Source organism: Rummeliibacillus sp. SL167 (assembly GCF_007896505.1).
Lineage (GTDB): Bacteria > Bacillota > Bacilli > Bacillales_A > Planococcaceae > Rummeliibacillus > Rummeliibacillus suwonensis.
The window spans coordinates 61,535-77,720 of sequence record NZ_VCBM01000003.1 but is presented as its reverse complement, the minus strand read 5'-3'; the positions used below and the strand labels follow the sequence as shown (position 1 = coordinate 77,720).

At 35.1% G+C, this 16,186-nt stretch carries 17 protein-coding genes; all 17 read left to right on the top strand.

The genetic code is table 11. From position 1 onward, the window contains the following. Window positions 1–317: 317 nt before the first annotated feature. On the top strand, window positions 318–680 hold the full coding sequence (locus FEZ13_RS13755; RefSeq protein WP_146553162.1) for an ArsR/SmtB family transcription factor: 363 nt from the start codon (window positions 318–320) through the stop codon (window positions 678–680). After that, window positions 655–2,823 carry a heavy metal translocating P-type ATPase gene (locus FEZ13_RS13750; RefSeq protein ID WP_146553161.1) on the top strand — a complete coding sequence of 723 codons (2,169 nt, stop codon included), beginning with the start codon at window positions 655–657 and terminating at the stop codon, window positions 2,821–2,823. The genes FEZ13_RS13755 and FEZ13_RS13750 overlap by 26 nt, the downstream gene beginning before the upstream one ends. Window positions 2,824–3,393: 570 nt before the next feature. Continuing rightward, complete coding sequence (dcd, locus tag FEZ13_RS13745; protein WP_146553160.1) at window positions 3,394–3,969, top strand: dCTP deaminase; 576 nt, start codon at window positions 3,394–3,396, stop codon at window positions 3,967–3,969. 194 nt (window positions 3,970–4,163) lie between these two features. Then, window positions 4,164–4,313 carry a 50S ribosomal protein L33 gene (gene rpmG / locus FEZ13_RS13740; RefSeq protein WP_146547748.1) on the top strand — a complete coding sequence of 50 codons (150 nt, stop codon included), beginning with the start codon at window positions 4,164–4,166 and terminating at the stop codon, window positions 4,311–4,313. 123 nt (window positions 4,314–4,436) lie between these two features. Next, window positions 4,437–5,630 (top strand): GTP-binding protein, encoded by a 1,194-nt coding sequence (locus FEZ13_RS13735; protein ID WP_146553159.1) that lies wholly within the window; start codon window positions 4,437–4,439, stop codon window positions 5,628–5,630. Window position 5,631: 1 nt separating this feature from the next. Continuing rightward, a complete protein-coding gene (locus FEZ13_RS13730; RefSeq protein WP_146553158.1) occupies window positions 5,632–6,561 on the top strand; it encodes a CobW family GTP-binding protein in 930 nt (309 codons plus the stop codon). Window positions 6,562–6,575: 14 nt separating this feature from the next. Beyond that, window positions 6,576–7,535 carry a metal ABC transporter substrate-binding protein gene (locus FEZ13_RS13725; protein WP_146547751.1) on the top strand — a complete coding sequence of 320 codons (960 nt, stop codon included), beginning with the start codon at window positions 6,576–6,578 and terminating at the stop codon, window positions 7,533–7,535. A gap of 14 nt (window positions 7,536–7,549) precedes the next feature. After that, window positions 7,550–8,194, top strand: a complete 645-nt coding sequence (locus tag FEZ13_RS13720; RefSeq protein WP_146547752.1) for a metal ABC transporter ATP-binding protein — start codon at window positions 7,550–7,552, stop codon at window positions 8,192–8,194. Next, window positions 8,182–9,000 (top strand): metal ABC transporter permease, encoded by an 819-nt coding sequence (locus FEZ13_RS13715; RefSeq protein ID WP_255473179.1) that lies wholly within the window; start codon window positions 8,182–8,184, stop codon window positions 8,998–9,000. The genes FEZ13_RS13720 and FEZ13_RS13715 overlap by 13 nt, the downstream gene beginning before the upstream one ends. A 1-nt stretch (window position 9,001) precedes the next feature. Further along, window positions 9,002–10,180, top strand: a complete 1,179-nt coding sequence (locus FEZ13_RS13710; RefSeq protein ID WP_146553157.1) for a GTP-binding protein — start codon at window positions 9,002–9,004, stop codon at window positions 10,178–10,180. 476 nt (window positions 10,181–10,656) lie between these two features. Then, entirely contained in the window at window positions 10,657–11,385 is a 729-nt protein-coding gene (locus FEZ13_RS13705; protein ID WP_255473178.1) for an ABC transporter ATP-binding protein, read from the top strand. An 847-nt stretch (window positions 11,386–12,232) separates the two neighbouring features. Then, window positions 12,233–12,766 carry a hypothetical protein gene (locus tag FEZ13_RS13700; RefSeq protein WP_146547755.1) on the top strand — a complete coding sequence of 178 codons (534 nt, stop codon included), beginning with the start codon at window positions 12,233–12,235 and terminating at the stop codon, window positions 12,764–12,766. Beyond that, window positions 12,763–13,083 carry a hypothetical protein gene (locus FEZ13_RS13695; RefSeq protein ID WP_146547756.1) on the top strand — a complete coding sequence of 107 codons (321 nt, stop codon included), beginning with the start codon at window positions 12,763–12,765 and terminating at the stop codon, window positions 13,081–13,083. Before FEZ13_RS13700 ends, FEZ13_RS13695 begins: the two co-directional genes overlap by 4 nt. Next, window positions 13,083–13,613, top strand: a complete 531-nt coding sequence (locus tag FEZ13_RS13690; RefSeq protein WP_146553155.1) for a hypothetical protein — start codon at window positions 13,083–13,085, stop codon at window positions 13,611–13,613. The genes FEZ13_RS13695 and FEZ13_RS13690 overlap by 1 nt, the downstream gene beginning before the upstream one ends. Next, on the top strand, window positions 13,594–13,857 hold the full coding sequence (locus FEZ13_RS13685; RefSeq protein WP_208220457.1) for a hypothetical protein: 264 nt from the start codon (window positions 13,594–13,596) through the stop codon (window positions 13,855–13,857). The genes FEZ13_RS13690 and FEZ13_RS13685 overlap by 20 nt, the downstream gene beginning before the upstream one ends. Window positions 13,858–14,987: 1,130 nt before the next feature. Next, complete coding sequence (locus FEZ13_RS13680; RefSeq protein WP_146553154.1) at window positions 14,988–15,512, top strand: hypothetical protein; 525 nt, start codon at window positions 14,988–14,990, stop codon at window positions 15,510–15,512. A 47-nt stretch (window positions 15,513–15,559) separates the two neighbouring features. Next, entirely contained in the window at window positions 15,560–16,099 is a 540-nt protein-coding gene (locus FEZ13_RS13675; RefSeq protein WP_146553388.1) for a ribonuclease FAU-1 family protein, read from the top strand. Window positions 16,100–16,186: the final 87 nt, after the last annotated feature.

Here is a 16,186-nt window from a genome sequence, read left to right as displayed (position 1 = left end):
GGCTTGTTCGAGTCCTCCGAAAGGGCAAATAAAGTCCATGAGAGAGCGAATAATCACTTCAAGAGAGCAAATAACCTTAAGAAAAGAGCGAATAAATCCACGGTAAAAGCAAGTAAATCGTAGCGGAAGTCAGTGAATACTCTATATTTTGATGGATATAGTTAGATAATCAACACGCTTTGTTTTTTTCAAAAATTCATTCCTAAAATTTCTTTCAAACAATCAAATAATCGTTTGAATATCTAATCATATTGTTCTATAATTTTATTAATCAAATAATCGTTTGAATATTAGAGTGTTTGGGGGAAATCAAATAAATGAGAGAAGTTTGTGAAGTAACTTGTATTCATGAAGATAAGGTAAATGATGTGCAAGAACGATTAAATAAACAAAACCCCTCTGATGTAGCCAAAGTTTTTAAAGCACTTTCTGATGATACACGTGTAAAAATTGCTTATGCGCTCACGTTAGAAGCTGAATTATGTGTTTGTGACATAGCAAAAATTATTGGGGCGACAACAGCAACAGCATCACATCATTTACGCTTGTTGAGGAACTTAGGATTAGCAGAATACCGTAAAGAAGGCAAGTTCGTATACTATTCGATCCAAAATGATTACTTTAAAAACTTAATCAGCGCGGCCTTCTCACAACATAAAGGAGTGGAAAGCATTGGTTGAATCACCACAACAGCAAAAAAGTTATCGTGTTGAAGGTTTTTCTTGTGCAAATTGTGCAGGGAAGTTTGAGATGAATGTGAAGAATCTACCTGGTGTTGAAGATGCCAAAGTGAATTTTGGCGCATCGAAGATCTCTGTTTCTGGGGAAGCAACAATCGATGAATTGGAAAAAGCCGGAGCATTTGAAAATCTGAAAATTATACCTGAAAGACCAGTTGTATCAACAACATCAGATGCCTTAACAAAAGAGAAAAAGATTCCCTTTTATAAAAAGCATAGCGTGTTGCTATATTCTGCCCTTTTAATCGTATTAGGATATGTATCAAATTTTGTAAATGGTGAAGAAAATCTTGTTACTTCACTACTATTCATTGCAGCAATCGTGATTGGTGGTTATTCCTTATTTAAAGTCGGCTTTCAAAACTTATATCATCTTGATTTCGATATGGAAACGTTAATGACAGTAGCTATCATTGGAGCGGCGATTATTGGTGAATGGGAAGAAGCATCGATTGTAGTAATCCTATTTGCTATTAGTGAAGCATTAGAGCGCTATTCCATGGATAAGGCTCGACAATCGATTCGTACATTAATGGATATTGCCCCTAAGGAAGCTCTTGTTCGACGTAACGGTCAAGAGATGATGGTCCGGGTTGATGATATTGCGGTCGGCGATGTTATGATTGTAAAACCCGGACAAAAAATAGCAATGGATGGTGTGATTATTAGTGGTCAATCCACTGTTAATCAGGCAGCCATTACAGGTGAATCTGTGCCCGTTTTGAAAGCAACTAATGATGAAATTTTTGCAGGTACATTGAACGGCGAAGGCTTATTGGAAGTCGAAATCACCAAGCTTGCTGAAGATACGACTATTGCAAAAATCATTCAGTTAGTAGAAGAGGCACAGGGTGAACGTGCACCAGCACAAGCCTTTGTCGATAAGTTTGCGAAATACTATACGCCGATCATAATGATTGTGGCAGTACTTGTCGCTATTGTGCCTCCGTTGTTTTTCGGAGCTAGTTGGGTAACTTGGATCTATCAAGGACTATCTGTTTTAGTAGTTGGATGTCCGTGCGCTCTAGTGATTTCAACACCGATTGCCATCGTCTCAGCGATTGGTCATGCGGCGAAAAAAGGTGTTCTAATCAAGGGTGGTATTTATCTAGAGGAAATAGGCCTATTAAAAGCTATCGCTTTTGATAAAACAGGTACTTTAACAAAAGGTATCCCATCTGTTACAAACTTTAGCGTAACCAATAGCCAGTACGATGAAAAAGAATTACTTGCTCTGACGGCGGCTTTAGAAAATCGATCTCAACACCCAATTGCAGCGGCTATTATCGCTGAGGCCGATAAACTAGATGCGGATTATAGATCTGTGGTCGTTAAAGATTTTACGTCCATTACTAGTAAAGGTATTAAAGGGACGATTAAAAACACAGAGTATTTTGTAGGGAGTCCAAGATTATTTAAAGAAATGTCTGCAACAACTTTTACTAAAAAGTTGGATGATATGGTGTACAGCCTTCAAGCTGAAGGGAAAACTGTGATGGTAATAGGTACGGCGAGTGAGATCTTGGGAATAATGGCTGTTGCTGATGCAGTACGTGCATCAAGTAAAGAAGTCGTTGAAAAGCTCCATAAGATGGGCATTACGAAAACCATTATGCTAACAGGAGATAATAAAGGAACAGCTAAGACAATTGGTGAATATGTTGGTGTATCCGAAATACGAGCAGAGTTAATGCCTGAAGATAAACTTACACTTATCAAGCAATTGCGTGCAGATTATGGAAAAGTCGCCATGGTTGGTGATGGGATCAATGATGCTCCAGCACTAGCAGCTGCTACAGTTGGTATTGCAATGGGAGGTGCTGGTACAGATATAGCACTTGAAACTGCTGATGTTGCCTTAATGGGTGATGATTTATCTAAACTTCCATTTACGGTTAAGCTAAGTCGTAAATCATTAAACATCATTAAAGCAAACATTGCCTTTGCCTTAATGATTAAATTGGCCGCCTTACTATTAGTCATTCCTGGATGGCTGACACTATGGATCGCCATTGCTTCAGATATGGGCGCAACATTAGTGGTTGCTTTAAATAGCTTGCGGTTAATGCATGTCAAAGAGTAAATGTTGGTTTTAAAAAATTTAGATAAAAGTTTCGAATGGTAGGTAGCTATTCGAAAGGAAAAAGCAGACGCTGGGACAAAAGTATTTCAACTAATAAAAAATCCGAACTATGAACCGAAGTTCTAATTAGAATTTCACATTAGTTCGGATTTTCTTTTTATTATAATTTTATAAAGTTCAATTATTCGGCTTTAGGAGAGGTTCATTTAGTTCTGTCCCAGTTTTTCGTGATTTCATTTTACTATAAAAACGTAATCGTTACGATTTATTGATTGATTTGATAAAAAATAGGTGGTAAATTGATTTTATCTATGAATGCAAAATGATTTGATAGCAATGTATTTTATCCTGCGTTAACGGGCAGTAAGACCCCCACCTCAAGGTTTAGAGAGAAAAGAGAAAGGGGTGGGTGGGGAACAACTGCCCGTAAAATCATGATTGGTTTAGCTAACCATCAGTGGGGGATGAAGAAAACCCCTACTGATGGAAGCTTCGCTTTATCTTACTAAACCTTTTAAACAATCAGGTAAGAGGGATATTTATAAAAAGCTTTAAAGGAGGGCTTCACACATGATTTTATCTTGTAAAACGATTGACAAGAAGATAAGAGAAAAAGAACTTATGATAGAACCTATAACGCCAGAGCAGTTGCAGCCTGCTTCGGTAGATTTGCGTTTGGGCGGTCATTTTCTACAGCTGGACGAATATGCGTCACCATTGATTTCACTTGAAAAGCCTGCGGTGTATAAAGATATTTATAAGGACAGAATCCTCATACCGCCAAGTGCATTTGTATTGGCGACAACAATGGAATCGATCAAGCTGCCGAATGATATTACTGCTTTTGTAGAAGGAAGAAGTTCCATTGGTCGATTAGGATTGTTCATTCAAAACGCGGGTTGGGTAGATCCCGGGTTTGAGGGGCATATAACATTAGAACTTTACAATGCGAACAGGGTGCCTATTGAGCTTGTTGCGGGAAGAAGAATTTGTCAATTAGTTTTAGCCTCTTTGGATCAAGAAGCTGTCCCTTACACAGGAAAGTACAATGGACAGCAGGAAGCGATGGGAAGCAGAATCTATCAAGATACAGAAATACAAAATTTGTACGGCAAAACTAAATCTGATCCACTTCATGAAACGTAAAGGATTCGTAAATAACGACAATAATGAGTTTACTCTCAAAAATTTAATGTCAATTAACTTGACCAGAAGATTAGCTAAACGTGTGAAGGAGAAGAGAGAGTCGATTTTCAGAACTAGAAAAATATTGACAAATTCGATTTATAGGTATAACATTCTAAAACGTAATCATTACTATTTTGAAGGAGGCTAAAATGATGCGTGTTCAAGTTACGTTAGCCTGTACGGAAACAGGAGATAGAAATTACATTACAACAAAAAATAAACGCAATACACCAGAACGTTTAGAATTAAAAAAGTATTCTCCACGCTTAAAAAGAGTGACATTACATCGAGAAACTAAATAACAATTCGAGACTGAAGATACTTAGGAAAGAATATTTTCATGGTAGTTTAATATGAACATTTTCAACTCTATATTTTTTTACGCTTTTTTAAATCGTAATAATTACTGTTAAGGAGGACGGATAATGACAAATAAGATCCCGGTTACTGTACTCAGTGGCTATCTTGGTGCTGGTAAAACCACGTTGTTAAACCATGTATTGCAAAACGAGCAAAATTTACGTGTAGCGGTTATTGTCAATGATATGAGCGAAATCAATATCGATGCCTCTCTTGTAGAGCAAGGAAGTGGTATTTCAAGAACGGAAGAGAAGTTTGTCGAACTATCCAATGGCTGTATTTGCTGTACACTACGGGAGGATTTGTTGATCGAAGTGCAAAAACTTGCCGAACGAGGAAATATCGACTACATCGTGATCGAATCAACAGGCATTAGCGAACCGATTCCTGTTGCACAAACATTTTCTTATATCGATGAAGAACTAGGGATCGACTTAACGACAAGTTGTACATTGGATACGATGGTAACGGTCGTAGATGCGAACCGATTCTGGACAGATTTTCAATCAGGTGATAGCTTGCTTGATCGAAAAGAAGCAGTGGGTGAATTAGATGAACGAGATGTTGCTGACTTGTTGATGGATCAAATCGAATTCTGTGACGTTCTTGTTTTGAATAAATGCGATTTGGTTACGGAAGAGCAACTGGAACGCCTTGAAAGAGTTTTACACACGCTACAACCAGAGGCAAAGTTCATTCGTACAACTCATGGTCAAATCGATCCAAAAGAAATTTTAAATACAAAACGATTTGATTTTGAACGTGTGTCAAATTCTGCAGGTTGGCTAAAAGAACTTCAAATCGGTCATGCAAACCATACGCCTGAAACAGAAGAATATGGTATCAGTTCTTTCGTCTATACACGCTCTATGCCATTCCATCCAAAACGTTTCAAAGATTGGGCTGAGGATATGCCTATCGAAATTGTTCGTTCAAAAGGAATCGTTTGGAGTGCCTGTCATTCTGATATTGCGATTCTTTTTTCACAAGCTGGCTCATCTGTCAATATTTCACCACTATCTTATTGGGTCGCAGCATTATCCAAAGCACAGCAGCAACAGATTTTCGCGCAAAATCCAGAAGTATTGAAAGAATGGGATCCTGAATTTGGAGATCGTAAGACACAGTTAGTCGTTATTGGTATGGATTTACCGAAGGACAAGATCACTAAACAATTGGATGCCTGCCTTTTAACAGATGAAGAATTTAATAGCGATTGGCATACATTAGAAAACCCATTTGATTGGAAGTTGAGATAACGTGCAACAGAAAATAGAAATTGTTATTTTGAGTGGGTTTTTAGGTAGCGGTAAGACGACTTTACTACAAAATCTATTAGTGCAAGAGCAAAAAAATGGTCGGCATGCAGCTGTTTTAATGAATGAGATTGGAGAAGTTTCGATCGATGGCAATTTACTCCCTCCTAATTTATCAATCGAAGAAATTACGAACGGGTGTATTTGCTGTACAGGAAAAGATCAGTTAGAAAGAGGACTATTAGCTCTTTATACAACCAAAAGGCCAGATGTCATCTATATTGAGAACTCTGGACTGGCCCATCCTCTCGATGTTGTTGATGCTTGTTTGTCTCCCATTATAGCAAAAGATATTGACATCAAAAGTGTCATAACAGTATTAGACAGTGTTAGATGGTGTCACCGAAATGAGTATAGCAAACCGGTCCAACGCTTAATGGAAGAGCAAGTGAAGTATGCGGATCAGTTGCTTATTAATAAGGTCGATTTGATTCAGCAGCAAACATTTGCTGAGATTATAGAAGATATTCAAAACATTCAGCCTCATATCGATTTTCAGATGACAACATTTGCAAGAATGGAATTGAATACGATTCAACCTTCTACGCATGAAAGTCCAGAAGAACATCAGCATTTACATGTCCATCATCACTTGCATACCAGTCATTTAGTCTATACATTCACTAAATCTATTGAAAAAAACGATTTCGAGGCATGGGTGCGGCAATTACCTTTGAGCGTTTTTAGAATAAAAGGATTTGTCCGGTTTAAAGATACACCAACAAAAACGACTTTGTTTCAATATGCTTATGGGGTCCCTATGCATATTGACCAAGAAATTGCTTTTCCTACAAATCTAGTGATTATTGGGGAACATTTAGATATTGAAAATTTAACAAAACAGTTAAGACAGTTGGAAAGTCAAAACTTTTAAAGGAGAGGAATAAAATGAAAAAGCACGTATTTGCAGCAGCTTTACTTGTAACATCTGTTCTATTTGCAGGTTGTCAGTCTACAAGTAAATCTGGCGATACATCAAAAGAAAGCAAAATCGACATTGTAACAAGTTTTTATCCTATGTATGAATTTACAAAAGAGGTCGCAGGGGATAAAGCGAATGTTTCTATGCTTATCCCTTCCTCCGTTGAACCACATGATTGGGAACCAGCAGCAAAAGATCTAGAACAAATCCAGAAATCAGATGCGCTCGTTTATAATAATGAAAATATGGAAACTTGGATTGACGATGTGAAAGATACAGTAGATTCGAAGGATTTATCGATCATTGATGCATCTAAAGGGATCGATCTTCTTCCTTTCACAGCCGAAGAGCATGAGGAAGAGGCTGAAGAACATGAAGAGCATGCACATGAAGAACATGAACATGAATTCGATCCGCATTTATGGTTAAGTCCTAAGATGGCTATAAAAGAAGTTGAAAACATTGCAGATGGGTTAATCAAACTAAACCCAAAAAACAAAGCGGTGTACGAAGAAAATAAAAACAATTACATTCAAAAATTAGAAAAAATAGACCAACAATATACAGAAACATTAAGCCATGTCAAAAATAAAGAAATCATCACACAGCATGCGGCTTTTGGCTATTTAGCAGATTCTTACGGATTAAAACAAGTGCCGATTGCGGGGTTATCACCTGACAATGAACCAAGTGCTAAAGAATTAAAAGAGCTAAAAGAATTTGCGAAAGAACATAACATCAATACGATTTTCTTTGAAGAAAACGCATCTTCTAAGGTAGCGGAAACATTAGCGAACGAATTACATGCAAAGACAGCTGTGTTAGATACACTAGAAGGTTTAAGTGAAAAGGATCAAAAGAATGGTGAAACCTATATCACTATTATGGAAAAGAACCTAAAAGTACTGCAAAAAGCTTTGAACTAAAGGATGAATAGAGAATGACAAAGTCGATAATTGGTTTAAAAAATGTTACATTTGGCTACTCGCAAAATGCTGTAATAGAGAATCTTTCTTTTTCAATTGAACAAGGTCAATTTGTAGCGATGACAGGTGAAAATGGTGCAGCCAAAACAACTGCTATGAAATTGTTAGTAGGACTGTTAAAACCATGGAAAGGACTACGACAATGGCCCAGCCATTTAAGAGTAAGTTATGTACCTCAACAAATTTCATCAATTGAACAAGATTTTCCTAGTACAGTTTTTGAATTCATCGTATCCGGTTTGTGGGAATCGAAAAAATGGTATCAACGGATATCAAAAGATGATAAAAAAAGAGCTAGAGAAATGATTGATAGATTTGAATTACAAAGTGTAGTAAATCAACCTATCGGAAAATTATCTGGTGGTCAAAAACAAAAGGCGTGTGTGGCAAGGGCATTCATGTCAAATCCAGATATTCTATTATTGGATGAGCCAACTACTGGGATGGATGAAAAAACGCGCCATATGTTTTATAAAATAGTAAAGAGCATGTGCCCTCAAGTGACAATTGTTATGATTACACACCATATTCATGAACTTAATCCATATATCGACCAAATCATTCATCTTGAAAGAAGGCATGAACCTTGTTTGAATTAGCTTTTATGCAACGAGCATTACTAGCAGGAATGCTTATAGCAGTGGTTGCACCGATTATCGGCGTATTTTTGATTATGCGGAAACAATCACTAATCGCCGATACATTAAGCCATATTGCTTTAGCAGGTGTGGCAGTAGGCTTAGTGCTAGGAAGATCTCCTGAATGGATGAGCGTGATGATCGTTGTTTTAGGTTCTTTGCTGATTGAATTTTTACGATTTCGTTTTAAAAGTTACTCCGATGTTTCGATTGCGATTATGATGGCGGCTGGCTTATCCATTGCCCTTTGTTTAATGTCTATTAGTCCAAGCGGTACAAAAACGATGAATCAATATTTGTTTGGCTCGATCGTAACAGTTACTCAACACCAGATTAATGTGTTTTTCCTAGTAACAATTGGTATTTTCATCTATTTTGCGGTGACAAAACGTTCACTGTATACGATGATTTTCAATGAAGATGTTGCAAGGGTGGCAGGTATCTCAACAAAGATTCTCTCTTTCTCATTTAGCGCAGTAATTGGGCTGTTGATTTCAATGATGATCCCAATGATCGGCATGCTTCTTGTTTCAGCCATTATTATCTTACCGGCTGCTATAGCCATCCAATTAACGTCAAGATTTCGTTTTGTATTTATAATTGCAACGCTTGTTTCTATCGTTTGTACGTTTTTAGGCCTAGTAAGCTCTTATAAAATAGGAACACCACCCGGGGCAAGTATTGCTCTTTGGATGGTCTTTGGTGTCTTACTAACATTACTCTATAAAAAAGCAAAAGAATTACTTTTTAAAAGAATGGGAGAATAGTATGGATAAAATACCTGTTACGGTACTTAGTGGTTATCTAGGAGCAGGAAAAACAACGATTTTGAATCACTTATTGGATAATCGTGAAGGAAAAAAACTAGCTGTTATTGTGAATGATATGAGTGAAGTCAATATCGATATGCAATTGGTGGAAAACCAAGGCTTTTCAAGAACAACAGAAAAACTAGTAGAACTATCAAATGGTTGTATTTGTTGTACATTACGGGAAGATTTAATGATTGAAGTTGAAAAATTAGTTCAGCAAGGGGACATTGATGGCATCGTTATTGAATCAACAGGAATTAGTGAGCCAATCCCCGTGGCGCAAACCTTTACGTATATCGACGAAGAAACAGGGATCGATTTAACACCACATTGTTATCTAGATACAATGATTACGGTCGTTGATGCCAACCGATTTTGGCACGATTATGAAAGCGGTGAAACGTTATTAGAACGTCGGCAAACCGATGATCCTGATGATCAACGGGATGTCTCGGATTTGTTGATTGACCAGCTCGAGTTTGCCAATATTTTATGTATTACAAAATCAGATTTAGTGACACCAGAATATTTGGAAAGATTTCAGGCCTTTTTAGCAAAAGTGAATCCTATAGCTGAGCAGCATATCGTTCGTAATGGATCCATTTCACCCAATCTATTATTAAATCGCCATTTATTTGATTTTGACCAAGTAAGTGAAGGTGCTGGCTGGATCAAAGAGCTAAATGAAGAGCATACGCCTGAAACAGAGGAATATGGTATATCGTCATTTGTCTATCGTAGAAAGCGGCCATTTCATCCGCAAAGATGGTTTGAATGGTTCGAAAATTTATCTTTTGAAATTGTACGAGCAAAAGGTTTCTTTTGGTTGGCAACGCGTGATATACCTGGAATGATTTCGCAGGCAGGTGCATCTATTCAGCTTCAGGGTGCTGGCGAATGGATAGCAAACTTATCTCCTGAAGAACAAGAAGCGGAATTTTATGAAGACCCTACCCTAAAAGAAAGATGGGATCCGGTTTATGGAGATCGTCAAACCGAGATTGTGTTGATAGGAATAGGGATAAATCAAGATCAAATTGAGCAACAATTAGATCGATGTTTATTAACCGATCTTGAAATGAACGAGGACTGGTCCAAATTAGATGATCCCCTCCCAAAGTTTAACGCACATTAACGGGCACAAGATCTTTGTATGAAGATTTGTTCGTTAACACGATTGAATAACGTAAATCTAAGTTTTTCAACTGAGTACAAAATGGAGCTGTACTCAGTTTTTTTATCCCGCTTTAACGGGAGTAAGACACCATCTCAAGATTTAGAGAGAAACGAAAAAGATAGATGGGGGATCAACTGCCCGTAAAAATCCGATTGGTTCAACTAACCATCAGTGGGGGATGGAGTTTCACTTTTTGCATGTCCATATTGACGGCAACAAGAAGCGAAAGTTTAATTGCAGATTGGATAGTAGAACTCAAAGTGAAGAGGATGATTACCATTGAAAAAAGTATAAGGTTTGAACAAAATTATTTAAAAGTAAAAAAGAGGATATTTTACAATTATATATAAAATTATGTGTATTATTTAATATAAATTTACAATATTTATGATATTATATATGCAGGAGGTGTTACTATTTTAGAAATAGACAATGTGAGCTTTTTTTATAAAAAGGACAATCCTGTATTAAAGAATATTAATCTGAAGATCAATAAAGGAGAATTTACCGCAATTGCTGGACCTAACGGTTGTGGCAAGACTACTTTGATCAAACTGATTTGTAATTTATTAAAGCTAAAAGAAGGGAAGATTCAATTTAATGGATTATCGATGCAGGATATAAGAGTTAAATGTGGAATATTTTACTTACCCAGTGATGATTATCTCCCTGAATTTTTAAATGGTATGGAATATATCCATTTACTGGGACGTCTTTATCATAAGAAGATCGCTCAGGAGGAAATTGATTTCTTCCTTCGTTATCTAAAATTAGATGATGCTTGTTATGAAATAATTGAAACCTATTCATTTGGGATGAAAAAAAAGTTACAAATCATTTGTGCTCTTTTAGTCAATCCTGAATTGTTAATCATCGATGAAACCCTAAATGGTATTGATGTGGAATCCAAAATGATCATAAAGTTACTCCTAAACAATTATGTAAAAGAAGGTGGTACGATACTCTTTTGTTCACACGACTTAGACTTAGTAGAGGAGTTATGTGAAAGGGTGGTTATTTTGTATGATGGTAAAATATACTTAGATCAGCTTACACAAGACATAAAAAATACGACGTTAGAAAAAATATTCATGGACTTAATAAATATGGATGTGATTAAAAGTGAGATCGAGTCAGGTCTTCAATCTTTTTCAAATTATTAAGTTATATTTTATAAGAAAAGTTTTAAATTTAGGACCTTTAAAAAATCCCTTGTTTCGATTTTCTATTATTTTTGTTTTTTTGCTGATACTAAGTGGTTTGACATTTATCATTTATACTTTTTTTGAAGGAATAGAAAATCAGACTGCTGGAATCAGATTAATCCTGACAGTATATACGGTTACTATATTATTATGGACCCTCATCATTTTTATTTTTGTTAAAATGTTGTTCATGAAATCAACTGATTTTTTAAAATTGACTTTTACATTTCCTGTGACGATGCAAGAACGTAATACCGCACTTTTAATTTTTGAAATGGCTATATCCATTTTGCTGATATCGATATTGTCATCGTCGGTCATTATTTCTTTAGTGATTAAATATCATTTTCAATTTCTTCCACAATTGATAACTTGTATTTTTTTTACAAGCATCACTGCATATCTATTATTACAGGTAGTTACAAAAATACTCTTATATATCATCAATATTTTTAAATTAGTAAAATTAAAAGATGTTTTCATTATTATATTCTTTTCTTTGATTTTTTTTGAACTATATGCTAATTCAAGATTCATAGTAGAGGATATAATCCTTTCCTATCTAGATCACAAAGATCCATCTTTTCATATCGCCATTATATGGCCATGGATTATGTGGAATTCTAATCTTTTCATTACATCTTTAATCTTTTTAACGGTTAGCATTTGTTTCGTTATTTTGGTGATTATAATACCTGACAACTCTTATATGTCCTCACAGAAATATGTATATGTATCCATACGAAAAACACAAATCAATTTGTTTACAAGTTATCTTTATAGCATTATGAGAAAAGAAGATACCTTGAATTATGTGGCGATTTCTTACTTAGTTTTTTTTATCCTCTTTGCTAATGGTTACCATGAATATTTATTATATTCGCTATTACCTATCGCTTTTAATGGTATCTATCATTTTGTGAATACAAATCCATTAAGAAAATTAACTCAGCAAATAGACTATAGCGTTTTAAGAGATTATATTTATTTGATAGGCAGCCAATTGATCAATATCGTATTTTATTCGATTCCGATGCTTATATGCATGGTGGTTTTAGGGTTATTCGATAGGCATAGTATAGAGGCGCTAGCAGTGATTGTCGTATCTGTATTGATGTTTTCATTAGTTGGAATATTGTTCCCTCCCTATGAGGATAATCCATTCTCGATTATGATCAGCTTTTTCATCATTTTCTCTTTAGGTATTTTTTTAGCTTTTATGATTTTTATCTTGCAGTTATCTGTTTTATACAACATCATCCTATTTATGATGCTAGTGTGTATGGTCGTTTATTTGAGCATGTTAGGACTTGTAAAATTGAAGGAGGAGAGTTTTTGAAGAATTTAATAGTGATTATTAATTCAATCATTGCCGCATTTGTGGCTACATTAATAACATTGACCGGAGCGTTTCTCTATATGTTATTCAATGGAGGGGGAGAGGTAGGAAAAAGAACGATATTCTTCAAGGCACTATTTTTTGATAATGTTGAAAAAAAGGATGGGACAGTAAAGTTAAATTTTGGTGTTGAGAATTTTACGCCTATTATTATCGTATTTGCTGTATATGTCGTCATTTTTATTGTGTTTTTCCAAATATATAACATGCTAAAAAATAAACAGGATCAATTAAGAAAAGAGATTAATCATCTATAATGCTAAAAAAGACAAGTATTGATAGGATCAACTTGCCAAATTTCCTTATGATTTTTTTAAAATTTTATAAATTTGAACTGTTGTTCCTGACGATTTTCTTTATAGGTATTTATATATTTTTAGCATATTTCGGGGTAGCTGAACTTGCTATTTACTATGCAGTGCTTAGTGTAGGATTAGTAATTTCTTATTTATTGCATGAATATAGTCATATTATCGTTTTTAAAATAATAAATAAGACTGGTGAAATGACAATAGAAAAAAATTGGCATAGGATTTCTATTGTTCCTTCCTATAAAATTAGCGGAAAAAATCTAATTTTCGTAGCAATCTCTGGTCCTTTGATATGTGGATTCATAGGGTTTCTTCTTTTGTTTAGTCCCTACTTGATCATTCAAATTGTAGGAGGGTTTTTTCTAATCCACTTGCTTTTTGTTCTTCCTCCGTTTGGAGATGGAATGATGATGATAAAAGGGATACTTGAAATGACATCGAAAGGAGGTGAGAAAAATGGTAGCGACAACCGTTAATAGCATTTTTGTTTACATTATGTCTTTTTTCAATACGCTAAAAGCAAGAGCCACTAACTCTTTTGAAAACAAATTAGTTAAATGTGATGCTTGGTATCTTGTATTATTGGCAGTACTAATGACACTAGCATTCACAATCTATGCAGGCTTAATGATTTGGTGTGTTGTTTACAAAGGCAAAAGTTTTACCGGCAATTGGCAGTGGAGCACATCAGGCGTATCAATAAGTGCTGAGTGTAAATAACCGAAAGACTAATTGTTACGTAGAAAGAGTGGTCTAGACTCTTTCTATGTAACATCCCTATGTAAACAACAGATGAACTTAAATTTAATGTATACTCTTCTATTTGTCAACTTATATGCACCTTTTATCCCGCATTAACAAACTAGTAAGACCTTCATTTTAAGATTCCAGTATCTTTCATAAGCGATGGCTCATCCCTTACATAAAAAGCAGAGAACCAAGTAGGAATCAACTGCTTGTAAAAATCTGATTGGTTTAACAGTAGGAAAAATTCCTGTGTTCGTTTCACTTTATGTCATCATGTGGTTTTGTATGTTCAATTGATGAAAAAAGCAGGAAACCGTTCGAATATCAGGCGTGTTGATTAGGAAAAATAGGTGATGAATTGGACAAAATTCTAAAAAAACATGTATTTTTAGCTCCATTTATGTAGATCTTCGCTGCGGCTTGCTCGACTCCTCGAAAATGCAGCTTGTTCGAACATTGTAAAAAATATTCCTTAACACCAAAGCCAGTAAAAGAACGTGAACATCCCTTAAAGCAAGATTTTTCAACCACTCGCATCCATGAAAAGTGGGTGCTGGTGTAATCGTAAACGATGAGGCATTGACCACCCGATGACTACGAAAAAATCTGTCGGTGATCTGCGTAAAACAGAGGGGTACTCATTGCCTCCATCCATATTTAAGTGGCAGTGCTGGTCTATATAAGCAATACATTAAAGACGATTATAAAATTGATATTACCAAAATTCATACTGGTTGGGCAGGACCATGGGCTGAGACCCAAAATATAAAACATGTTAATATCCATATCTATAAAAAAATACTAAAGGTAAGTATAAACAAAAGTCGAATTATCATATTTCAGCTAAAACCAAAGGAACTTCGGTTTGCTATTATATTTATGAATCCGAAAAAAAGAAAAAATGGACGAATTGTCAATCTGGATTAGGAAAAGCTAAAGCTCAGTCTGAAATGGAAAGTGTTTTATTAAAAGATATGAAGACAGTAACAGCAGGTGAAATGGCTTCCACAATTGCTATTGTTACCGGAATAGTAATCATCGTTTGGGTTTTTTGACCAGCGAGTGCTATAGGTTTAGCGGCTGTATAGAAGGAGAGGATAAAAATGCAAAAATTGTTCAACTATAGATTAGATACTAGCAATCTCGAAGAAGAGGAAGAAAAGTCCGAAACTCAACTGCAAAAGATAATTAGAATTTGGAATCAACTTACAGCATACTTTTTAAATAAAGGAACAAAAATAACGATTCTATATTATGAGAAGGATATTATATATCCAGTTGAAGGTTATCCTTCAACTGGATATGGAATAAAAAATATTATTTCATCCAAAGTTCAATGTAAAAAAGAAAAAAATGATGACAATATATTTGAATTAACTGCAAATTTAAATGAAAGTGTAAAAAATGTTTTTTTAAAAAGTATGGTGGAAGAAATTGAATTAGACTATGAAAAGATTACCCCATTCTTCCATTTTGATATTTTGAATGAAAATGGATTTTCAATATTTACCTCACAAGATTATGGCGACAACACACTAATGTATTTAACTGAGGCAGATTTTAAAGAATTAGCTTTCAATAAAAAGCAAAAAGATTTTTTAATAAGTCTTCCAGAAATAATAGAATAAATGATAGTAAAAGAATAGATAGGAGAATTTTTATAATGACATATTCTATGCAAGCGACTAATCAGAAGGAAAAGAAAATCATCGAACGAAAAATTCGATATGATTCAACGATTGTAGAAACAGACTGTGTTCTATTAGAAGTAAAAGATCAAAAAATCACGCTTTTTCACAAAATCGAAGAATCTTTTACGATGAAAGGGAATTCGTATGAATTGACCATTCCAAAAGGAAGTTACACGCTTGCTTATTATTGGAAGGATCGTCCTTATAATTTGTATATTTGGAGAGACAAAAATGGTGCTTATTTAGGCTCTTATTTTAATATTGTCAAGAATACTCATTTTACAGATGCGATGTTATCCTTTGAAGATTTGATCATTGATCTTTTAGTTTTTCCTAATGGAGACTATTTTATATTAGATGAGGATGAGCTACCTGTGCCTTTCCATCAATTTGAGAACGGATCTGTGCAGCAATCACTACAGGATTTGATCCATTCGCTTCCTATTTTTACAGCTCAGACTTTACCGCTAAACAGAGAAAAATATAGCCACGAAGAACTTCTCCATTTATACCAAGCCAACTAGTAGTAGATCTCCTCATAAGATATGAAAATAGTAAGCTAGTAAAGTCTGGTTGATTCAGAAATATGGGGATGTACAAGAGATAACAGT